The 21,187-nt window shown below is 73.2% G+C and carries 21 protein-coding genes; 15 read left to right on the top strand and 6 right to left on the bottom strand.

Translation table 11 applies throughout. The features are described 5' to 3' along the window. Position 1 precedes the first annotated feature (1 nt). The 10 genes from I4Q55_RS34630 to acpS are packed head-to-tail and all read left to right on the top strand — an operon-like array spanning position 2 to position 8,815. Positions 2 to 961, top strand: a complete 960-nt coding sequence (locus I4Q55_RS34630; protein ID WP_206794127.1) for a 3-oxoacyl-ACP synthase III family protein — start codon at positions 2 to 4, stop codon at positions 959 to 961. After that, the gene (locus I4Q55_RS34635; RefSeq protein ID WP_206794129.1) at positions 958 to 2,301 is read left to right on the top strand and encodes an ATP-grasp domain-containing protein; all 1,344 of its coding nucleotides are present in this window, start codon (positions 958 to 960) and stop codon (positions 2,299 to 2,301) included. The genes I4Q55_RS34630 and I4Q55_RS34635 overlap by 4 nt, the downstream gene beginning before the upstream one ends. Then, positions 2,298 to 3,596: a type III PLP-dependent enzyme gene (locus tag I4Q55_RS34640; protein ID WP_206794131.1), complete on the top strand. Its 1,299-nt coding sequence runs from the start codon at positions 2,298 to 2,300 to the stop codon at positions 3,594 to 3,596. Before I4Q55_RS34635 ends, I4Q55_RS34640 begins: the two co-directional genes overlap by 4 nt. Beyond that, on the top strand, positions 3,593 to 3,859 hold the full coding sequence (locus I4Q55_RS34645) for an acyl carrier protein (RefSeq protein ID WP_086848245.1): 267 nt from the start codon (positions 3,593 to 3,595) through the stop codon (positions 3,857 to 3,859). Before I4Q55_RS34640 ends, I4Q55_RS34645 begins: the two co-directional genes overlap by 4 nt. Before the next feature lie 3 nt (positions 3,860 to 3,862). Further along, positions 3,863 to 4,726 carry a hypothetical protein gene (locus I4Q55_RS34650; protein WP_206794134.1) on the top strand — a complete coding sequence of 288 codons (864 nt, stop codon included), beginning with the start codon at positions 3,863 to 3,865 and terminating at the stop codon, positions 4,724 to 4,726. After that, positions 4,726 to 5,673 (top strand): 3-oxoacyl-[acyl-carrier-protein] synthase III C-terminal domain-containing protein, encoded by a 948-nt coding sequence (locus I4Q55_RS34655; RefSeq protein ID WP_206794136.1) that lies wholly within the window; start codon positions 4,726 to 4,728, stop codon positions 5,671 to 5,673. The genes I4Q55_RS34650 and I4Q55_RS34655 overlap by 1 nt, the downstream gene beginning before the upstream one ends. Next, positions 5,670 to 6,278, top strand: a complete 609-nt coding sequence (locus tag I4Q55_RS50720) for an acyl-CoA dehydrogenase family protein (RefSeq protein WP_206794138.1) — start codon at positions 5,670 to 5,672, stop codon at positions 6,276 to 6,278. Before I4Q55_RS34655 ends, I4Q55_RS50720 begins: the two co-directional genes overlap by 4 nt. Further along, positions 6,275 to 7,414, top strand: coding sequence for an acyl-CoA dehydrogenase family protein (locus I4Q55_RS34665; RefSeq protein ID WP_206794140.1), 1,140 nt, complete (start codon positions 6,275 to 6,277; stop codon positions 7,412 to 7,414). The genes I4Q55_RS50720 and I4Q55_RS34665 overlap by 4 nt, the downstream gene beginning before the upstream one ends. After that, entirely contained in the window at positions 7,407 to 8,156 is a 750-nt protein-coding gene (locus I4Q55_RS34670; RefSeq protein WP_206794142.1) for a hypothetical protein, read from the top strand. The genes I4Q55_RS34665 and I4Q55_RS34670 overlap by 8 nt, the downstream gene beginning before the upstream one ends. Further along, positions 8,153 to 8,815, top strand: a complete 663-nt coding sequence (acpS, locus tag I4Q55_RS34675) for a holo-ACP synthase (protein ID WP_206794144.1) — start codon at positions 8,153 to 8,155, stop codon at positions 8,813 to 8,815. Before I4Q55_RS34670 ends, acpS begins: the two co-directional genes overlap by 4 nt. Before the next feature lie 192 nt (positions 8,816 to 9,007). On the opposite strand, the gene I4Q55_RS34680 is transcribed toward acpS, so the two are convergent. Further along, complete coding sequence (locus I4Q55_RS34680; protein WP_206794146.1) at positions 9,008 to 9,991, bottom strand: LuxR C-terminal-related transcriptional regulator; 984 nt, start codon at positions 9,989 to 9,991, stop codon at positions 9,008 to 9,010. 184 nt (positions 9,992 to 10,175) lie between these two features. Here I4Q55_RS34680 and I4Q55_RS34685 point away from each other — a divergent pair, with 184 nt between their 5' ends. The 5 genes from I4Q55_RS34685 (at position 10,176) to I4Q55_RS50725 (ending at position 16,818) form a co-directional block, all read left to right on the top strand. After that, complete coding sequence (locus I4Q55_RS34685; RefSeq protein WP_206794148.1) at positions 10,176 to 10,442, top strand: phosphopantetheine-binding protein; 267 nt, start codon at positions 10,176 to 10,178, stop codon at positions 10,440 to 10,442. Beyond that, complete coding sequence (locus I4Q55_RS34690) at positions 10,435 to 11,967, top strand: acyl-CoA ligase (AMP-forming), exosortase A system-associated (RefSeq protein ID WP_242547324.1); 1,533 nt, start codon at positions 10,435 to 10,437, stop codon at positions 11,965 to 11,967. The genes I4Q55_RS34685 and I4Q55_RS34690 overlap by 8 nt, the downstream gene beginning before the upstream one ends. An 88-nt stretch (positions 11,968 to 12,055) precedes the next feature. After that, on the top strand, positions 12,056 to 12,895 hold the full coding sequence (locus I4Q55_RS34695) for an ABC transporter ATP-binding protein (protein ID WP_206794150.1): 840 nt from the start codon (positions 12,056 to 12,058) through the stop codon (positions 12,893 to 12,895). Beyond that, positions 12,879 to 13,640 (top strand): ABC transporter permease, encoded by a 762-nt coding sequence (locus I4Q55_RS34700; RefSeq protein ID WP_206794151.1) that lies wholly within the window; start codon positions 12,879 to 12,881, stop codon positions 13,638 to 13,640. The genes I4Q55_RS34695 and I4Q55_RS34700 overlap by 17 nt, the downstream gene beginning before the upstream one ends. Before the next feature lie 22 nt (positions 13,641 to 13,662). After that, positions 13,663 to 16,818, top strand: a complete 3,156-nt coding sequence (locus I4Q55_RS50725; RefSeq protein ID WP_206794153.1) for a beta-ketoacyl synthase N-terminal-like domain-containing protein — start codon at positions 13,663 to 13,665, stop codon at positions 16,816 to 16,818. 255 nt (positions 16,819 to 17,073) lie between these two features. Here the strand turns inward: I4Q55_RS50725 and I4Q55_RS34710 are convergent, their stop codons facing one another. From I4Q55_RS34710 to I4Q55_RS34730, 5 genes are read right to left on the bottom strand one after another with little or no spacing between them, the layout of a single operon-like run. After that, positions 17,074 to 17,820, bottom strand: coding sequence for a thioesterase II family protein (locus I4Q55_RS34710; RefSeq protein WP_206794156.1), 747 nt, complete (start codon positions 17,818 to 17,820; stop codon positions 17,074 to 17,076). Then, complete coding sequence (locus I4Q55_RS34715; protein ID WP_206794157.1) at positions 17,817 to 18,893, bottom strand: HAD family hydrolase; 1,077 nt, start codon at positions 18,891 to 18,893, stop codon at positions 17,817 to 17,819. Before I4Q55_RS34715 ends, I4Q55_RS34710 begins: the two co-directional genes overlap by 4 nt. Then, positions 18,890 to 20,029: an acyl-CoA dehydrogenase family protein gene (locus I4Q55_RS50730; protein WP_206794158.1), complete on the bottom strand. Its 1,140-nt coding sequence runs from the start codon at positions 20,027 to 20,029 to the stop codon at positions 18,890 to 18,892. The genes I4Q55_RS34715 and I4Q55_RS50730 overlap by 4 nt, the downstream gene beginning before the upstream one ends. Positions 20,030 to 20,032: 3 nt before the next feature. Beyond that, positions 20,033 to 20,284 (bottom strand): acyl carrier protein, encoded by a 252-nt coding sequence (locus I4Q55_RS34725; protein WP_003066161.1) that lies wholly within the window; start codon positions 20,282 to 20,284, stop codon positions 20,033 to 20,035. A gap of 27 nt (positions 20,285 to 20,311) precedes the next feature. Then, positions 20,312 to 21,154: a 3-hydroxyacyl-CoA dehydrogenase family protein gene (locus I4Q55_RS34730; RefSeq protein WP_206794159.1), complete on the bottom strand. Its 843-nt coding sequence runs from the start codon at positions 21,152 to 21,154 to the stop codon at positions 20,312 to 20,314. Positions 21,155 to 21,187: the final 33 nt, after the last annotated feature.

The following is a 21,187-nucleotide window of genomic DNA, read 5'->3' on the forward strand; positions in this document are numbered from 1 at the left end:
CATGTCCCTGCTCGAAGCACCCCGCCTGGAACGGGTGGCGTCGTTCGTGCCGGAGACGAGCCTGCCGGTCGCCGAGCTGGCCGGCCCGCTCGGCCTCGACGCGACGCAGCTGCGCTTCTTCACCCGCTTCCTGGGCCTCGACCGCGTCGCCGTCGCCGACGGCCTCGACCTGGCCGACCTGCTGGCGGGCGCGGGGGAGCGCGTGCTGGCCGGGACGGACCGCGGCTCGGTCCGCTTCCTGGTCCACGCGCACACCATGCAGCACGTCGCCGTCGCCACGCCCGGCCTCCTCGAGGACGTGCGCACGCGGCTGCGGCTGCACCGCGCGACCGCGTTCAGCCTGTCGCACCTGAACTGCGTCGTCGGCATCCACGCCCTGCACGTGGCGCGGTCCCTGCTGGCCACCGCGGCGCCGGGCGACCGGGTGCTCGTGCTGACCGGCGACAAGGTGCTGATGCACGAGGCCCGGCTGATCCGCGACACCACGATCCAGGGCGACGGCGCCGCCGCGGTGCTGCTCGGCCCGGACCCGCGCGGCGACCGCGTCCTCGGGCGCGCGCTCACCGTGCTCGGCGAGTTCTACCGCGGCATCGACTGCGACGAAGCCCTGCAGCTGCGGTACAAGCACGTCTACCCGGACGCGCTCGCCCAGGTCATGCAGGACGCCCTCGACGACGCCCGGGTCGCCCCCGCGGACATCGCCGTCATCCTGCCGCACAACGTCAACAAGCTGTCGTGGAAACGCATCACCGGCGCGCTCGGCGTGCCGCGGGACCGCGTGTTCCTCGACAACGTCGGGAAGTACGCCCACTGCTACAGCTCCGACCCGTTCATCAACCTGGCGGCGGCGCGCGCGGACGGGCGGGTCGACCCGGGGGACCTCGTGCTGCTGGCTTCGGCCGGCCTCGGGGCGACCTTCGCGGCGGCCGTCGTCGAGATCGGAGAAGGGAACCAGGGATGAATTTCGTGGCACGGCTGAAGAAGGACCTCACCGGCGACGCCGGTGCGCGGTTCGTCTTCGTCAACAACTTCGAGGTGGAACGCAGCTGGGCGGTGGGCGAGCCGAAACTGCCCGGCGCCGGCATCTCGTTCGCGGGGGCCACGGTCAACCGCATGGAGGAGATGGGCGCGCTGCTGGCCGGCGAGGGCGACTTCGTGGTGCTCAAGGCACCCATGGACGCCGCGTTCGCCGGCTACCTCGCGCGGATCGGCGCGGCCGACGGCACGACGCTGATCGCCGAGCACAACGACCCGGACGCGATGGTGACCGAGGACGCCCTCGGCTCACCGGAGCTGCTGGGCAGGCTGCGGGAGCTGGCCGACGGCAACACCTACCTGATGCCGCTGGGCATCTCGGCGTCGGAGGAGGCCCTGGCCAAGGAGTCCGGGCTGCCGCTCGCCGGCTCGACCGCGCAGATCTGCAAGGCGGTCAACGGCAAGGTGTTCAGCCGCGGCCTGGTCGACTCGCTCGGCCTGCGCCAGGTACCCGGCCGGGTGGTGCACACGGTCGGCGAGCTGCGCGACGCCCTCACCGCGCAGCTGGCCTTGGGCGGCCGGGTCGTGGTGAAGGAGTCGCTCGGCGTCTCCGGGCGCGGCATGGTCGTCGTCGAGGACGAGCGCGGCGCGAACCGCCTGCTGCGCCTCATCGAGCGCCGCGGCGCCGACGCGCCCGCGAACCTCGTGATCGAGTCCTGGATCGAGCACGCCCAGGACCTCAACTACCAGTTCGTCGTCTCCCGCACCGGCGGCGTCCGGTTCGAGACGGTCAAGGCCGCCGTGCTGAAGAACGGCGTCCACCAGGGCCACCGCTTCCCGGTCGAGCTGCCGCCGGTCGCGGCGCGCGAGCTGGCCGAAGCCGTCGAAAAGATCGGGCGCGCGCTGCACGACGAAGGCTTCTTCGGCATGGTCGGCGTCGACGCGATGCTCGCCGCCGACGGCACGCTCTACCCGTGCCTGGAGATCAACGCCCGGTTCAACATGTCGACCTACCAGAGCCGGATCGCCGAGAAGTTCATCCCCGAGGGCCGGCACGCCATCGCGGCGACCTTCTCGCTGAAGCTGCGGCGTGAACACACTTTCGCCGAGGTCGAAAGCGCGCTCGGCGACCTGTTCTTCACCGGCGCCGGCGACACCGGCGTGCTCGTCAACAACTTCGCGACGCTGAACGCCGCGAACACCGGCGAGGGCTCCTTCCACGGCCGGCTCTACGCGATCTGCGTCGGGGACTCGCCCGAGGAGGCCCTCGCCGTCCGGACCGAGGCCGAGCGCCGTCTCGCCGCCATGGCAGGAGAGGACGCATGACCGAGATCGACTACCAGGACCTGGCCGCGCGCTTCGGCACGCCGCTCTACGTCTACGACGGCGACGTCCTGCACGCCACCATCACCGGCCTGCGGGCGGTGCTGCACCCCGCGATCGAGGTGTTCTACTCCCTCAAGGCGAACCCGAACATCAGCGTCTTCGCCGCCCTGCACCACGGCGGCGCGCGCGCCGAGGTTTCGTCCATTGTGGAGCTGCAGACCGTGCTCACGGCCGGGGCTCGGCCCGGCGACATCATCTTCCTCGGCCCGGGCAAGAGCGAGCAGGAACTGCGCGCGTGCCTGGAAACCGGCGTGTACGCGATCGTTTGCGAGTCCTTCGACGAGCTGGACGACATCGAACGGCTCGGCGCCGAGCTGGGCAAGCAGCAACGGGTGCTGCTGCGGATCAACCCGACCTGCGCGATCAGCGGCTCCCGGCTCACCATGGGTGGCAAGCCCCGCCAGTTCGGCATCGACGAGGCCCAGGTCCTCGCCGCCGGGCCGCGGCTGGCGGAGTACCGCCACGCCGACGTCGCCGGCATCCAGGTCTACATGGGCACGCGCATCCTCGACGCCGACGTCATCGGCAAGAACACGCGCTACGCCCTCGACCTGGCCGAGCGGGTGGCCGCCGAGACGGGGATCCGGCTGGAAGCGGTCGACATCGGCGGCGGCCTCGGCGTGGCCTACTTCGAGGGCGAGGACGACCTCGACGCCGCCGACGTCGCCGCCGAGATCAACCCGATGCTGGAGGCGTTCCACCGGGCGCACCCGGCGACGCGGCTGATCATGGAGTCCGGCCGGTTCCTGGCCGGCCGCGCCGGGGTCTACGTGCTCGGCGTCCGGTACGTCAAGGAGTCCATGGGGGAGCGGTTCGCGATCGCGGACGGCGGCACCCACCACCACATGGCGGCCGTCGGCATCGGCTCGTTCGTCAAGCGCAACTTCCCGGCCGTCCTGCTCACCCCGCGCGCCGCAGGCGAGGACACCGACGACACGGTCGAGCCGGGCCCGTGGACCGTCACCGGCCCGCTGTGCACGCCCAACGACACCCTGCTCAAGCAGGTGAAGCTGCCCGACCTGCGTCCCGGCGACCTGGTCGGCGTCCTGAACTCCGGCGCCTACGGGCCGTCGGCCTCGCCCGGGCTGTTCCTCAGCCACGGGTTCCCCGCCGAGGTGCTCGTCCGCGGGGGTGCGGCCTACCTGGTCCGCGATCGCGACGAGCCCGCGGACCTGCTGCGCAAGCAGCACCTGCACCAGCCCTCCACCGACAGCATGGGAAGTGAGCCGAGATGAACCGCACCGAGATCGTCGCCCACCTGGAGATCGCCCTGTCCGCCGTGCTCAACAAGGAGATCGGCGGCGTCACCCCGGAGCTGCGCCTGTTCGAGGACCTGGCGCTCGACTCCACCAGCGTCATCGAGCTGCTGATGAGCCTCGAGGACACGATCGGCCTCGAGATCGACCCGGACGAGCTCGGCCCGGAGGTCTTCCGCACGGTCGGCAGCCTGACCGACTACATCGAGTCGGCCTTCGCCAGGTCCGCCGCGGCGGTCTGAGCCATGTCCCTCCAAACGCTCGCGCCGCCGGGCCGGGCCGCGGTACCCCCGCGCCCGGCCGGGGTGCACCTGAGCGGCGTCACGCACCGGGTGTTCACCGAACGGGCCAAGCCGGTGTTCGGGATGCGCCCGGAGCTCGCGCGGCTCATGGTCGAGACCTTCGGCGCCGCGGCGGACCAGGAGGACTTCCTGGCCCGCACCGGCAACGGGTTCATCGAGATGACCGAGGCCCTCCTGGAAGCCGCGGGCACCCCGCTGCCGCCGCTGGACGCGGTGGTGCTCGCCTACCACTCGCCCGACCTCTACCACTCGGAGGTCGCCGGCTGCTACCTGGCCGGACGCCTGCCCGGCAACCCGGAACCGTGCTCGGTCGCGGCCCCTGGCCCGGGTGCGGCCTTCACGGCACTGCGCCTGCTGGACGGCCTCTGCCGGATCGGCGAGGCGGCCTCGGCGGCGCTGCTGGTGTACGACCAGAACGCGGTGCTGTGGGACAGCGGCCACCCGGCCACCCACCGCCCCGACGCGGCGGTTCTGCTGCGGGCGGGCGCGACCGGCGACGTCGCGGTGACGGAGCTGGAGGAGGTCCGGCTCGGCGGAACCGGCCCGCACACGGCGACCCTGGCGTTGGCGGACGTGCTGTACCGCCACCCGGGCGTCCGGGTGCTGGCCGGCGCGGGCCTGGCCAAGCGCCTCGCGGGCACGCCGTATGCGGGCCGCGTCGAGGCGGTGCCGGACCTGTGGTGCACCGGCGTGTGGGCGGGGTTGGCCCGCCTGTGGCCGCTGGCGGAACCGGTGCTGCTGGCCGACTTCGAGCCGGCGAGCGGGACGTTCTGCAGCTGCCTGCTCGTGCCGGGGAGGGAGCGCTGATGGACACGGGGCTGTCCCAGGTCGCCGTGCGGCTGCCCGGCCGCGTCGAGGCCGTCGACGACGTGCTCGTGCGGTCGGGCGCCAAACCCCTGGAGCGGCGCATGTTCGGCCGCATCTACGGCCTGCGCGACAGCCCGGTGCTCGCGCCGGGCGAGCGGATGGCGAACCACCTGGCCGAGGCCGGACGGACCGCGCTCGGCGGCGGGCCGGCGAGCCTCGTGCTCTACGGCCACACGCTGCTCATCGCCGAGCTGGATCTGTGCGGGGAGTTCCCCGACCGGCTGCGCGACGCGCTCGGCCTGCCCGGCGTCCCGTTCTTCGGGGTGTCGCACGTCAACTGCACGTCGGTGCTGCGCTCGGTCGAACTCGCCCGCCGCTACCTGGCCCGGCCCGGCGCGAGCCCGGAGGACCGCGTGCTCGTGCTCGGCGGCGACCAGGGCAGCGCGAGCGACCGCGGCCGCTACATCCCGGGCACGACCGTCGCGGGCGACACCGCCGCCGCGGTCGTGGTCGGGACGGGGCCGTCGCGCTACCGCTACCTCGGCGGCGCGAGCGCCCGCGACACGCGGTTCCACCGCAGCCTGCGGATGACCAAGGAGGAGTTCGCGCTCTTCGGGAAGGTCTGCTGCGAGCAGGCCGTGTCGGTCGTCGGCGCCGCGGCCCGGAACGCCGGCCTCGCACTGTCCGATGTGGACTGGGTGCTGCCGGACCTGTCCAACCGCATGTTCTGGCGCACCTTCAGCGGGCTGTCCGGGTTCCCGGCCGCCCGGATCCCCCTGGACCTGGTCGCCGAGCGCGGGCACAACTTCGGGGTCGACTCCCTGCTCGCCCTGCAGCACGCCGACGCGGCCGGCCGGCTGCGTCCCGGGCAGCGCTGCGCCCTGGTCTCCGTGGGCCAGGGCGCCTACTTCCAGTCGGTGATCGTCGAGGTCGTGGAGGAGAAGTGACCACCAGCCTGCTCGAATGCGAGCGAGCCGCGCGCAGCGACGGCCTCGCCGCCGGCCTCGCGCGAGCCCTGCCCGCCACCCCGGCCGACCGGCTGGCGCCCGGCCGGTACGCGGCCGTGCCCGCCGCGGCCGTCCCCGAAGGCGCCGAGGTACGCACGCACAGCCTGGCCGACCGCGAGGACATCGTCTTCCTCGCCACCCCGGGGCGTCCCCGCGAAGAGCGGGACGCCCTCGCGCTGGCCGACTTCGGCCGGCACCTGGCCGCGGTCCGGCTCGGGGTGCTGCGCTCGGTGCTCGACCACGTCGTCGAGCACCTGTCGCAGCGCACCAGCGGCGACGAACCGCTGATCCGCAAGCAGCTCGTCGTCGGCGCGATCGGCGACGTGATGGCCGCGGTGGAACGGCTGCGTGCCCAGGTGCGCTCGCAGCGGCACCCGGTCGCCGTGGCCGACGTCCACCGCGAGCTGGACGAGCTGGGCTGGCGGGTGGCCCAGCACCTCGGCGCCTCGGGCTTCCTGGCCACCTCGCCCGCGCGGTCGCTCTACGTCTCGGCCCTGGTGGCCGGCACCTGGGTGGACCGGGAACCGGAAGGAGAACCGGCATGATCGAGCTGAGCGACCGCGTCCGCGCGGTCCGCGACCTGAGCCGCGAGGCGGCCGTGGACCTGCGGGCGCGGGCCCTGGCCATCGACACCGACCCGGACGCGATGGAGGAGCACTACGGCTCGCCCGTGTTCGAAATGGTCCGGCAGGCCGACACACCACCGCGGTACCGCGAATCGCTGCCGTCGACACCGTTGCTGCGCGCGATGGAGCGCGGTTCGTGCCTGGAGAACGTGGCCGGGCTGATCGAGCTGGCCCGCGGCGACGTCGGCGCGATCCTGGCCTGCCCGTCACCCGGCCTGGCCGGGGTGTTCGTCGAGCTGCTCGGCACGCCCGAGCAGCAGGAGTGGTTCTTCACCCGGCTGCACGGCGGCCGCCGCTGGTCGTTCTTCGCGATGACCGAAGAGGGTCGCGGCAACGACGCGACGGCGATGGAGACCCGCTTCGACCGCGACGGCGACGGCTGGCGCCTCACCGGCGGCAAGTGCTACGTCGGCAACGCCGCCCGCGGCAGCGTCGGCGTGGTGTTCGGCCGCACCGGCCGCGGCGCGCTGTCGATCCGCGCGGCACTGGTCGAGGTCCCCACGCCCGGCTGGCACGGCGAGAAGCTCGAGATGATCGGCCTGCGCGGCGCCTACATCAGCCGGCTGTCCTTTTCGGACGTCGCCATCCCCGCCGGCCGGATGCTGGGCGACCACCTGCCGGCGACGCGGCGCGGGATCTTCGCCGCCATCACGACGTTCAACCACATGCGCGTCCGGATCGCCGCGTCCGCCGTGGGCACCGCCCTCGCCATGGTCGAGTACGTGCTGGAGCACCGCAAGAACGCCCCCGGCGGGCAGCTCGCCCTCGCCCGCGCCGAAGCGGGCCGCGAGCTGGTGTACGAGGCGGCGGCGCGGATCGACGGCGACCCCGAGCGCGGCTACCTCTCCAGCGCGGCCAAGCTCGGCGCGGTCGGCCTGGCGGTGGGGACGGCGCACTGGGCGTCGGCCGCGCTCGGCCCGGCCGGCCTGATCGAGCACCCGCTGCTGGAGAAGTGGACGCGGGACGTGCACGCGTTCGAGTTCATGGAGGGCACCAGCAACATCCACCGCCTGCACGTGGCTCGCGGGTACCAGGCGGGAGACGCGGATGCCTGACCTCGGGATCGACACGATCGCGTTCGCCGCGGCCCGCCGCGAGGAGTACGTGCCGCTGTCGTCGTTGCCCGGCGCCGCCGACCTGGTGCCGCCGGAGCGGCTGGCCGCCGCGGGGATCCCGGTGTCCCGCCTGATGGTCCGGATCCCGGAGGACGACGACGTCGACGTCAGCGCGCAGGTGCTCGCCGCCCTCGGGCCGCCGGTCGTCCCGCAGCCGCTGTTCTTCGTGCGGTCGGGTCCGCTGCGCGACCCGAACGTCGCGGCGCTGGCCGGGCTGGTGCACCGCAGCGGCTGGGCGGGCGAGGACGTCGGCCTGTCGCACCTCGACGAGCTCGGCGGCACGGCCGTCTTCGGCCTGCTGGAGTGGGCGGTCGAGAGCGAGGCGACGGCGGTGATCTGCGACGAGCCGCTGTTCGCCGACGCGGCGGGCGGCCACCCGCGGTTCGCGGCGGTCGGCCTGCGGCTGCGTCGTGGATCCGCCGCGCTGACGGTTTCCGGTTGCGGAGAAGGGAAACCGGCGCTCACGGGTACTCACCGGTTCACCGGGCGGGGCCCCTGCGACGCGTGGCTGGCGTTCTGCGCGGCACTGGCCGAAGGCGTGGTCGCCGACGGGGACCGAGTCCTGCTGCACACGCGCGGGCCGCTGCGTGAGGGCTGGCTTTCGCTGCGCGCGGTGGACGTCTCCGCGGTCCGGCTGGTCCCCGCGGCCACGGCGAGCTTGCTCGGGGGGCGGAGTGGATGAGAATCGGCGTGGACCTGATGTCGATCCCGCGGTTCGCGGAGGTCGCGGCGCACCACCGGTACCGGACGCTGGTCTTCACGCCGGTGGAGCTGGAGCAGGCCGCCCGGATGGGTGCCGAACGGTCCCTGGAACGGCTGGCCGGGCGGTTTTCCGTCAAGGAGGCCACGTGCAAGATGCTGGGCCGTGGTTTCGGCCAGGGCCTGCGCTGGCGTGACATCGAGGTCACCAACGACGACTGGGGAGCGCCGCTGGTGACACTGGGCGGCGGCGCGGCGGAGATCGCGGAGGAAGCGGGCCTGGAGGAGATCGTGGTGACGTTGAGCCACCAGGCGGACCTGGTGGTCGCGGTCGCGGCGGCGGGGTGCGCCCGTCCGCCCCGCCCGTTCCGCCGCGCGGCGGAACCTGCTTCGGCCGCACCGGTCCCGGCCCGCTTCGACGAGCTGGCGGCCTTGGCGGCCGACTTGTTCGCGGTCCCCGCCGGCGAGGTGGCCACGGCGACGTCGTTCGCGGGCGACCTGGGTGTCACGTCGGTGGTGGTGATCGAGCTGCTCGCCCGGATCGAGCACCGGTACGGCATCCGGATCCCGGAGGCCGGCATCTACCGGATGACCGATCTGCGGCGCACCTACGGCGTGGTCGCCGAGGCGGCCGGCTGGTAGGGCGGGCAGCGAGAAGGGGCCTTCCGCAAGCGCAAGGCCCCTTCTCGCCAGTGAGTGTCGCTCGAGGACCTGGCTGGGCGCGGCCAAGCGCCCCAATGTGGCCTTCGGTGCGTTGGACGCACCCAAGGTGGCCTTCGGTGCGTTGAGCGCAACCAAGGCCACATTGGGGCGCTGGGGAGCCGGGGTCGCGGATCAAGCCAGCGTGAAGCGGGCGGCCGCCTGCACCCCGGCCTGGAAGCGCGACACCGCGTCCAGGTTCTGCAGCATCGCGGCGATGTGCCGGCGGCAGGTCCGCACCGACATCCCCAGCCGGCGCGCCACGACCTCGTCCGTCAGGCCCTGGGCCATCAGCCGGGCGATCGTCTGCTGCAGGTCGTGGGCGATCTCGCCGCTGTAGCCCTGGTCCTCGGCCGAAAACGGCGTCGCGCCGTCCCACAGCTGGTCGAACAGGCCCAGCAGGAACCGCACCATGCCCTGGTCGCGCACGCGGCGGGCCGACAGCTCGGCGACGTCCAGGGTCACCGCCAGCGACCGGTCGAAGACCACCGCCGCCTCCGGTACCCGGCTCAGCGTGCGGATCTGCGCCCCGCGGCCCGCGAGCTGCGTCAACCGGGCGCGGGCCGCGTACCCCGCGCGGCTGCGGTGCGGGCACACCACCCGCACGCCGACGCCGTCGCCCAGTACCGCGCAGCACGCGTCCAGCAGCTCGTCGACCAGGTCGTCGGCCGCCTCGCCCGGGTGCAGCACCACCAGCTCGTCGCGGCAGACCTCGGCCGCCAGCTTCACCAGGCCGCGGATCTCGGCGACGCCCTCCAGGCGGTCGAGCGTGCCCGCGGCGCCCGCCGGGGCGCGGGTGATGCCGTCGATGCGCTCGCGCAGCCGGTCGGCCAGCTCGCGCCGCTCGTACATCGCGCGCTCCAGCGGCGTCACGACGAGCTCCGCGGCCGCCGCGGGCTCGCGCGGGACGAAGCCGTCGGCGACCGCCCGCAGCAGCTGCAGCTCGACCAGCCGGGCCGCGGCCGCCCGGACCGTGTCCGCGGGCAGGCCGAGGTGCGCCGCGGCGGTGTCCACCGACGAAATCCGGCCGCAGCGGGCCGCGTAGCGGTACAGCTCGGCTTCGGGGTCGGGCTCGGGCACGGAGAACGCCCCGAGCGGCGGAAGAGTGGCCGTCGACATCGTGCCTCCCAGGAAATCCGGCTTCTGCGGCTTCCACCGTCGCAGCCGGGCTTCTCGGCCCGCTCTCATGCTGCTCTCGCCCGGCGGTGGCCGGATGAGAGCGCGGTGATGGCCCGGTGATTCCGGCCGGTGGTGTCCTCGGGAGGACCACGGTTGACCGCCGAAAGCGAAACAGGGTGACGCAATGTCCGACACACTCCCCATCCCGCAAGGGTTCCTCGAGATCCTGATCGCGCACCTGCCCTACGCGCTCGGGGACCGGATCGCCGAGGACGACGACCTCGCCGCGCTCGGGCTCGACTCGATGGGCGTCGTGCAGCTCGTCACCGACCTGGAGGAGACCTTCGGGTTCGAGCTGCCCGACGAGCTGCTCACCGAGGACACCTTCGCCACCGCGGGCAGCCTGTGGACCGCCGTCGCGGAGTTCGTCCCGGAGCCCGCCGATGTCTGAGGCCGCCGCCCCGGTGCGGCTCGACGCGCTCCTCACCCGCGGCGCGCCCGGCGATCCCGCCCTGACCTACAAGGACCGGACACTGACCTACGGCGAGCTGGCCGACCAGGTGAGCCGCGTAGTCCGCGGCCTGCACCGGCTCGGCGTCCGCCGCGGCGACCGGGTGGCGGTGTACGCCGAGAAGCGCCTGGAAACCGTCGTCGCGCTGTTCGCCGCCGCGGCCGCCGGCGCGGTCCTGGTGCCGCTGAACCCGCTCTTCAAGGCCCGGCACCTCGCCCACGTCGCCGCCGACTGCACGCCGAAGGTGGTGTTCACGACCGCCGAGCGGCTCGCGACGGTCCGCGAGGCGGTGCCGGAACCGGCTCCGGTCGTGGTCTTCGGCGAACCCGCGTGGGACGCGTTGACCGCGGCCGGACCGGAAGCGGTCCCGAGCGCGGTGATCGACCAGGACCCGGCCGCCATCATGTACACCTCCGGCAGCACCGGCGGCCCCAAGGGCGTCGTGCTCTCCCACCGCAACCTGCTCGCCGGCGCCGCGAGCGTCGCGGAGTACCTCGGCCACACGCGCGACGACGTCGTGCTCGCCGCGCTGCCGCTGAGCTTCGACGCGGGCTTCAGCCAGCTCACCACCGCGTTCGCCGCCGGCGCGCACGTCGTGCTCGTGAACTACCTGCTGCCGAAGGAAATCGTCCGGCTCTGCGCCCGGCACGGCGTCACCGCGCTCACCTGCGTGCCGCCGCTGTGGCTGCAGCTGGTCACCCAGGAGTGGCCCGCCGAGGCGACCACGCGGCTGCGGTACTTCGCCAACACCGGTGGCCGCATGCCCCGCGCCACGCTGACGCGGCTGCGCGAGATTTTCCCGCAGGCGCAGCCGTTCCTGATGTACGGCCTCACCGAGGCGTTCCGCTCCACCTACCTCGACCCGGCGGAGGCCGACCGCCGTCCCGGCTCGATCGGGAAGGCGATCCCGAACGCCGAAGTCCTCGTGCTGCGCCCCGACGGCTCGCCCTGCCGTCCCGGCGAGCACGGCGAGCTGGTGCACCGCGGCGCGCTCGTGGCCCTCGGCTACTGGAACGACCCCGGGCGCACGGCGGAGCGCTTCCGCCCGGTGCCGGGCCCGGACGGCCTGGTGCGGCCGGAGATCGCCGTGTGGTCGGGCGACACCGTCTACCGCGACGAGGAGGGGTTCCTCTACTTCGTCGGCCGCGTCGACGAGATGATCAAGACGTCGGGCTACCGCGTCAGCCCCGCCGAAGTCGAAGAGGCCGCCTACGCCACCGGCCTGGTGGGGGAGGCGGCCGCGTTCGGCGTGCCGGATCCCGCGCTGGGCCACCGGATCGTGCTGGCGGTCGCGCCCGAAGGGGACGCCGAGGCGATTTCCCGGGCGCTGGCGAAGGAACTGCCCGCGTACATGCTGCCGCGGCGGATCGAGGTGCTGCCAAAGCTGCCCCGGTCGGTCAACGGCAAGTTCGACCGCGTCGCGCTGCGCGAATCGCTGACCGCGGTGCCCGCCGTCCCCGAATGACGGCAGTTTCCTGCCACCGCGGGAGCCCGCCGCTCCCGCCGTCCTCGTGCGACAGTCCGAAAGCCGTGAACCGCAAGGAGCGATCCCCATGTTGCAAGCAATCGACCTCCGGAAACGCTATGACGAAGTGCAGGCCCTCGACGGCTTCAGCCTCGAGGTCGCCGCGGGCGAGATCGTCGGGCTGGTCGGCCACAACGGCGCCGGCAAGACCACGTTCGTCGAGATGGTGTCCGGGCTGCTGCGCCCGGACAGCGGCACGGTGCTCGTCGACGGCGAGTCGCCGACGCGCGCCCGCGACCGCATCGGCATCTCCCCGCAGCACATCGCGCTCTACCGCCCGCTGACCGTGCGCGAGCACCTGGAGCTCTACGGCCGCCTCGCCGGCCTGCGCCGGGCCGCACTGCGCTCGGCGATCGACGACCTCACGGCCGCGCTGCGGCTGGAGACCTTCCTGAACCGCACCTGCGGCCTGCTCTCGGGCGGCCAGCAGCGGCGGGCGCAGGCCGCGACGGCGCTGGTGCACCGGCCGGCGCTGCTGCTGCTCGACGAGCCGACCGCCGGTGCCGACCCCGAGACCCGTCAGGCGCTGCTCGACGTGGTCAAGCAACGAGCAGGCGAGGGAGCCGCAGTGGTCTACACCACCCACTACCTGACCGAACTGACCGACCTGCAGGCCACGATCGCGGTGGCCGCCGAAGGCCGGGTGATCGCGCGCGGCGGCGCGGACGAGCTGCTGTCGGGCCTGCCCGGCGAGGTCCGCGTGCGCACCGCCGACGACGAGGTGGCCGTCTCGACCACCGACCCCACGGGCACGCTGCTGGAGCTGCTGCCCACGGTGACGCGGCCGGTCGAGTCCGTCGAGCTGCGCAACCCCAGCCTGGACGACCTCTACCACTCCCTGGCGGTGACCGATGTCGACGCGCGCTGACTCCCTGTCCCGGGCCGGTGCCCTCGTCCGCTACAACGCGATCCTGCGCCTGCGCGACCCGTCGCAGCTGATCAGCTACCTGATCACGCCGATGATCTTCATGGTGCTGTTCCAGCCGCTGTACGTGAAGGCGCTGGGCAGCGGCGCGGTCGAGGCCGTCACCGGGCAGTTGGTGATGTTCTCGGTGTTCGCGATGGCGATCGTGGGCAACGCGATCTTCGTCGAACGCGAGTGGCGCACGTGGGACCGGCTGCGGGCCAGCCGCGCCGCCCGCGCGGAACTGCTGATCGGCAAGGCGGTCCCGGTGTTCGTCGTGCTGCTGATCCAGCAGGGCGTGCTCATCATCTACGGCTGGCTCGTCGTGGGCATGCCGTTCCCGGTGTCGCCCGGCCTGGTGTTCGCGGCGATGTGCCTGTGGGGCTTCATGCTGCTGGCCATGGGCGCCGCACTGTCCACTGTGGTCCGCAGCCGCGGCGACCTGATCGTCGCCGTCGACCTCGGCGCGATCACGATCAGCTCGCTGGGCGGCTCGCTGCTGCCGGTGTCGCTGATGCCGTCGTGGGCGCAGGCGATCGCGCCGTTCTCCCCGGGCTACTGGGGGCTGTCGCTGATCCGCGCGGCCGTGGCCGGCAACGCCGACGCGATGCTGCGCCCGGGGCTGATCGTGCTCGGGATCGGGCTCGCCACGGGCGCGTTCGCCACCTACCGGCTGGCCCACGGCTGGGGCCGCAGCCACCTGCTCTGACCGACCGGAGAAAGGACCTGCCGTGACGGAACCGGCACCCGAATCGGCCGTGGCGCTCGTCGGGATGGCGGGCCGGTTCCCCGGCGCCGCCGACGTCGAGCAGCTGCGCCGCAACCTCGCGGCCGGGATCTCCGGCCTGCGCGAGCTGACCGACTCCGAGCTCACCGCCGCGGGCGTGGACCCGGCCACGCCGGGCCACGTCCGCGTCGGCGGTCCGGTGGCCGGCGGCGTCGAGACGTTCGACGCCGCCGCCTTCGGGCTGGGCGCGCGGGAAGCGGAGACCCTGGAACCGCACCACCGGCTGCTGCTGGAGTGCGCGTGGGAGGCCCTGGAGCGGGCCGGCTACCGGCCGGCCGACCCGGGGCTGCCCGTCGGGCTGTTCGCCGGTTGCGCGTTCCCCGACTACCTGACCCGCAACCTGACCGGCCTCGCCGCCGAACCGGGCGGCAAGCCGCTGTTGTCGGCGGGCGTGGAGCGCGACTCGCTGACGTCGCTCGTGTCGTACAAGCTGGGCCTGCGCGGCCCGGCGATCACGGTGCAGACGTACTGTTCGACGTCGCTGGTCGCGGTGCACCTGGCGTGCCAGAGCCTGCTGACGTACGAGTGCGACCTGGCCCTGGCCGGCGGCGCGGCGCTGCCGCTGCCGCAGACCGGCGGCCACGTGCACGCCGAAGGGGACATCCTCTCGCCCGACGGCCGGGTGCGGGCCCTCGACGCCGAGGCGAACGGCACGGTGATGGGCTCCGGCGCGGCGGTCGTCGCGCTGAAGCGCCTGGAGGACGCCCTCGCCGACGGCGACGTCGTGCACGCGGTGATCCTCGGCTCGGCGGTCAACAACGACGGCCGCGACCGCGCCGGCTACCCGGCGCCCGGAGTGGCCGGACAGGCGGCGGTGGTCGACACCGCGCTGGCCGTGGCCGGGGTGAAGCCCGAGACGGTGGGGTACGTCGAGTGCCACGCCGTCGGCACGCCACTCGGTGATTCGATCGAGCTGGCGGCGCTGAACCGGGTGTTCGGGCCCGGGCGGGCGGCGCCGTGCGTGCTCAGCTCGGTCAAGCCGAGCATCGGGCACCTGGACCGGGCGTCCGGGGTGACGTCGTTGATCCGGGCGGCGCTGAACCTGCGTGACGGCGTCCTGCCGGGTACTTTCGGTTTTCGCACGCCGAATCCCGCTCTCGGTGACCGGTTCACCGTGCTGCCCGCCGACGCTCCCTGGCCCGCGGACGGTGTGCCGCGGCGGGCGGGTGTCAGCTCGTTCGGGGTGGGTGGGACGAACGCGCACGTCGTCCTCGAAGAGCCGCCTTCTCGGGTTCCCCGGCACTCGAGTGGTCCTCATGTGCTGACCTTTTCCGCCGGAGATCGTGGCGCGCTCGACGAGGTGACCGCGCGGCTGCGGGCCCACTTGGCCGCGCACCCTGCGCTGGATCTCGGTGACGTGGCGTTCACCCTGCAGGTCTCGCGGGGCCACTTCGCGCTGCGGCGGGCGGTGGTGGTCCGGGACCAGGCCGACGCCCTGGCCGCGTTGGCCGACCCCGGCCGGTGGATCGACGGTGAGACCCGCCGCCGTGACCCGCGGGTGCGCCTGATCGCGGGCACCGGCTCGGACTGGACGGCAACGGCTGCGGCCGCGCACCGCCTGCTGGCCGGGGCCGAAGTCCCCGCTCCGGCGGCGACTCGCGAGGGGGCGCTGTCGGCGGTGTCCGCCGGCTTGACCCGGCTGGGCGTCCGGCTGGACGAGGGCGCGCCGGAGACGGTCGTCGTCGAGGCCGGGTTTCTCGCCGAGGAGCTGCTCGCGATGCTGGCCCGGCTGTGGCTCGCGGGCTGCACGGTGGACTGGCCGGCGTTGCACCGCGGGGAGGGACGGCGGGTGGAGCTGCCGCCGTACCCGTTCCAGCGCAAGCGGTTCTGGGTCGAGGCGGCGCCTTCGCGTCCGGCCGCGCACGTGCCGTCGTGGCGGCTCGACCCGCAGCCCCTGAGCGGCTTGGAGAGGCGGCTGCGGGCGGCGGGGCCGTGGCTGGTGTTCGCCGGCTCACCGGTGGGTGAGGCGTTGGCTTCGCGCATCACGCTGGCCGGAGCGGAGGTGACGACGGTGCGGCCGGGCCCCGGCTTCGCGTTGCTCGACACCGGCGACTTCGTCGTGGGCCCCGGCGACCTGCCGGAGCTGCAGCGGTCGCTGGTGGTGGTCCCCCGCACGGTGGTGCACGGCTTCGCCCTGGGTGGCGCACCGGGGGACATCGAGGCGGCGGCCGAGCTGTGGCCGGGAATGGTGACGCTGACGTCCGGAGCGGTGGGGGTGCTGGGCCCGGACCTGACGACGCCGTCGCACGCGGGCCTGACGGGGCTGACCGCCCGGCACGTCGACGTGGGTCCGGAGGCAGCGATCGACCAGGTGCTGGCGGCGGTGCTGAAGGGGGAGACGCCCCTCGCGGTACGGGGCGACCAGTCCTGGCGGCTGCACCACGAGCCGTGGGAGCCGGAGGTGCACACGGGTGTCGGCACGCCGGACCTGGTAGGGGCGGGTGCGGTCCACCGCGGCGCCGAGGAGCTGGGCCCGCCGAGGCAAGCTGTGGTGCATCGCGGTGCCGGTGTGGCAGGGCTGCGGGAGTCGGTGGCGGCTCGCGGTGCCGACCTGCCGGGTCTGGGGGAGTCGGTGGTGGGTCGCGGTGCCGACCTGCCGGACCTGGGCGGGCAGCGGGGCATCCTCCTCGTCCAGCCGGACCCCGCCGGCCGCGTCCTCGCCGCCCACGCCAGGGTCGCCCGGCTCGCCGGCCGTGGGCAGTGGACCACCGTCGTGTCCAGCACGGACCCCACCCCGGAAATCCTCACCGCCCTAGTCGCCGCCGACCACCTCACCGAGGTGGTGCTCTCCGGGGTTCCGCTCGCCCGGCCGGTCCCGGCCGGCGAGACGGCGCAGCCGGCGGCTTCGATCCGGCCGCGACCGGCGCTGGGAACGCCGTTCGTCGAGCCGGAGCCGGGCCTCGAGCAGGAGGTGGCGGCTCGCTGGGCCGCCGCGCTGGGCTACGCCGAGATCGGCGCGGACGACAACTTCTTCGAACTGGGCGGCCGCTCCGCCGGCGCCGTCCGCATCGCGGCCTGCTGGCACCTCCCCGCGACGGCGGTCGTCGAACTGCCGACGGTCCGGCTCCTCGCCGCCCGCATCGCCGAGCTCGGTTCCTGACCCGCAGGCGAGAGGCCCCTTCCCGGAACCGGGAAGGGGCCTCTCGCCTGGGTGATGGGCCCGCCGCCAGGGGTATTGGCGACGGACCCGCCACGATCAGGGGTAGCAAAGCGTGATCGAAGGGGCATCAAGCGTGTCTGGAGGGGCATCAAGCGTGTCTGGAGGGGCATCAAGCGTGTCTGGAGGGGCATCACACGCGATGCCCCTCCAGACACGCGAGATGCCCCGCGAATCACCCGTGATGCCCCGGCCGGCTCAGGACCAGGGGCGGAGGGCGGTGGCCAGGTGGGCCAAGGTGACGTCCTCCTGCTCCAGCACCGCGAAGTGCCCGCCCTCCAGGACATGCCCGCGGAACGGCCGGACCGTCTGCTCCCGCCACGCCAGCACCGACTCCACACTCGCGCGGACGTCCGCCGTGCTCGCCAGTGCCGTCACCGGTACCTCCAGCGGCGGCCCCGCCACGTACCCGTACGTGTTCTTCACCGTCAGGTCCGCCCGGATCGGCGGCAGGATGAGCCGCAGCACGCGGGGGTCGTTCAGGAACACCTCCGGCGTGCCGCCCAAAGCGCGCAGCAGTGCCACGATCTCCGCGTCGCCCATGCCGGCCACGATCGGGTCGTCCGGTGTCAGCCACTGCGGGGCCGGGCAGCCCGACACCACCAGCTGCACCGGCGGCGCGGCACCACGGCGGGCGATCTCCCGCACCAGCTCGAACCCGACCAGTGCGCCCAGGCTGTGGCCGTAAATCGCGTACGGGGAGCCGGCCGGCAGCACGAAGTCCGCCAGATCGGCGACGTACGTCGACATCGCCGTGTGCGGCGCGTCCTTCTGCCGCGTCTCGCGGCCCGGTGGCTGGAGCGGGCACACCGTCACCCCGGGCAGCCGGCCGATCCACGACCGGAACGCCGACGCCGAACCGCCCGCGTGCGGCAGGCAGTACAGCCGCACGTTCCCCGCGGTCGCGGGGAACGGCAGCCAGCGGCTCGCGACGGCCGTCGTCACGACTCCACCTCGAGCGTCACGTACGCGGGCGGCTCCTGGACCGCCGTCAGGTCCGCCGCCAGCACCACGTGCGCGCCCTCGCGCGAGACCTCGCGGAACCCGCTGAACGCGTACGTGATCTGCATCATCCGGTTCCGCCCGGTCTCGACGAAGTCCGCGCGCAGCCCCGCACCCGCCGCCCGGGCCAGGCCCATCACGTGGCCCAGCAGGACCGTCCCGACCCCGCGCGACATCACGCGGCACGACATCAGCATCATGTTCAGCCGCCAGTCCGGCGCGCCCTTCTCCAGCAGCGCCAGGCCGATCTTGCCGTAGGAGCCGAACTTGTCGGTCAGCGACGCGACGAGCAGCACGTGGTCCGGAGACGAGCGCAACGCGTCCAGCTCGTCGTAGGAGTACGTCCGCCCGGTCGAGTTGAGCTGGTTGGTGCGGACCGTCAGCTCCTCCGCCCGCTGCAGGTCCTCCCGCCGGGCCGGCGCGATGGTGAACCGCAGGTCCAGGCTCGCCAGGAAGTCCTCGCCGGTCCCTTCGAAGTCCGCCTCGACGTCGTCGCGGGCGAGCTGGCTGAAGTACATCCCGCGCCGCTGCGCCGACTCGTCGGTGACGAACCGCGGGGCGAACTCCGGACGCCGCAGTACCTCGTCGGCCGCCAGAATGTCCACAGTGGTCACCTGGGGCAGCGCGAAGGACACCTCGGCGCGCTCGAACTCCTGGTCGTCGACGAACGCGAACGCGTCCAGCCCCAGGTTGAGCTTCTGCGCGAGCTGGCCGATCGACACCGACTTCGCGTTCCACGAGATGCGCGGGAACAGGAAGTACTCGTCGAGGCCGAACTCGCGCAGCTTCGCCATCGCGGCCTCGTGGTCGTTCTTGCTGGCGACCGAGTGCAGCACGCCCATCGCGTCGAGCCGCTTGACGTGCTCGACCACCCACGGCCGCAGCCGGACGTCGCCGTCTTCGAGCAGGACCCCGTCCCAGACGGTGTTGTCGAGGTCCCACACCACGCACTTGATCTTGCCCTGCACCGGCTTCTGGGCGGGAACCACGGATGCCGGGGAGATGAGACTGGTCACGGTACCTGCTTCCGGTAGGCCTCGGCGGCGATGGTCATCCGCTGGATCTCGGTGCTGCCCTCGATGATCTCCATGACCTTCGAGTCCCGGTAGAACCGGGCCACGGGGTAGTCCGTGCCGCAGCCGTTGGCGCCGTGCACCTGCACGGCCTCCGACGCGTGCTTCGCGGCCGCGACCGAAGCGAAGTACTTCGCCACCCAGGTGGCCATGATCGTGGCCGAGTCGCCGCGGTCCTTGAGCCGGCCGGCCTCGGCCAGCAGCAGCCGGGCCGCGCGGACGTCGGTGACCATGTCCGAAAGCTTCGCCTGGATCAGCGGCAGGTCCTTCAACGGCGTGCCGCCGACCGTGCGCCGCGTCGTGTAGTCCGCGCACGCGTCGGCACACGCCTGGATGATGCCCACCGACCCGGCCGCGACGCTGTAGCGGCCGAGGTCGAGCGTGCCGGTGAGGACCATGCCGGAGGCGAAGCCGCTCGGCCCGAGCAGCGCGTCGGCACCGAGCCGGACGCCGTCGAACGCGATGGACGCCAGCATCGACGAGCGCGTCCCGAGGATGTCGTCGATCGGGGTGACCGTGACGCCGGGCGCGTCGCGCGGCACGAGCAGCGCGATCGTGCTGGCCGGGCCCTTCGCGAAGACGAGGAACAGGTCCGCGCGCTGCCCGTTGGTGGTCCACTTCTTGAGCCCGTCGAGCCGCCAGCCGTCGCCGTCCGGGACGGCGGTCGTGGTGATCGCGGCCGTGTCGCTGCCCGCGCCGGGTTCCGACAGGCAGAACGCGCCCAGGACGCGTCCGCTCGCCAGCTCCGGGCCCCACCGGCGTTGCTGCGCCTCGGTGCCGAAGCGCAGCAACGCCCAGGAGAGCATGGTGTGCACGGTCAGCAGGCTCCGGACCGACGAGCAACCGCGGCCGGCCTCCTCGTGGATCTCGCCGAGGGTGACCATGTCGGTGCCGGAGCCGCCGAGCGCGGGCGGCAGGAACGGCGCCCACAGCCCGGCTTCGGCGATCCTGTCCAGCAGGTCCTCGGGGATCCGCCCGGCCTTGTCCCACGCGTCGGCGAAGGGGACGACGTGCTCGTCCACGAAGGCCCGCGCGGCCTCGCGGCCGGGCGCGCGGACCGCGGTGAGTACCTCCGGCACGGCTCAGCCCACCGTCGCGGCCGGGCGCAGGCGGCCGACCAGCTCGGTCATCGCCGCCGCGGTGCGGAAGTTGTCGATCCGCAGCTCCTCGTTGGGGATGGTGACGGCGAACGTCTTCTCCAGGTGCATCACCAGCTCCATGGCGAACAGGGAGTTGATGTAGCCGAGCGAGAAGATGTCCTCGGTCGCGGTGATCTCGGCCTGCGGGAAACGGCCGGTGATGAAGGCGAGGATGTCGCCGGTGGTCTCGGACATGGTTGTTTCTCCTTCTGGGTAAGGGAATCAGCTGTAGGTGTAGAAGCCGCGGCCGCTCTTGCGGCCGTGCAGGCCGGCGTCGGTCATCTGCTTGAGCAGCGGGCAGGGGCGGTACTTCGAGTCGGCGTAGTGCTCGTACAGCACCTCGACGCTGTAGAGGATCGTGTCGACGCCGATCAGGTCGGCGGTCTCCAGCGGGCCCATCGGGTGGCCGAAGCAGCCGCGGAACACCTCGTCGACCGACTCGGCCGTGGCGACGCCCTCGTGCACCAGGTAGGCGGCCTCGTTGACGGTCAGCATGAGCACGCGGTTGGACACGAAGCCCGACGCGTCCTTCACGTCGACCCAGCGCTTGCCGATGCTGGTCAGCAGCTCGCGGGTGCGCAGGATGGTCTCCGGCGTGGTGTGGAAGCCCGGGATCAGCTCGACGACCGGCTTCTGCGGCACCGGGTTCATGAAGTGCACGCCGATGACGCGGCCGGGGTTCTTCCCGACCGACGCGATCCGCGTGATCGGCACGGCCGAGGTGTTGGCGATGATCACCGTGTCCGGGCCGCAGACCTCGTCGAGCTCGGCGTGCACGGCGGCCTTGACGGCCCAGTCCTCGGTGACGTTCTCGACGAGGATCTCGGTCTTGTCCAGCGCGGCCAGGCCGACCGCGGTGGTGATCCGGGCGAGGATCTCGTCGGCGTCGAGCGCGGGGCCGCCCATCAGCCGGCTGAGCCGGCAGTTGCGCGTGATCGCGGCCCGCGCCTCCTCGAGGATCCGCTCGTCCTTGTCGACCAGCACGACCTCGTGGTCGGCGGCGGCGAAGTCCTGGGCGACGCCGATGCCCATGACGCCGGCGCCCACCACTCCCGTGACTGCCATGACTGTTTCCCTTTCTGCTGTGCGGACTGGGTC

The sequence above is a fragment of the Amycolatopsis sp. MtRt-6 genome (genome assembly GCF_017308975.1).
Classification (GTDB): domain Bacteria; phylum Actinomycetota; class Actinomycetes; order Mycobacteriales; family Pseudonocardiaceae; genus Amycolatopsis.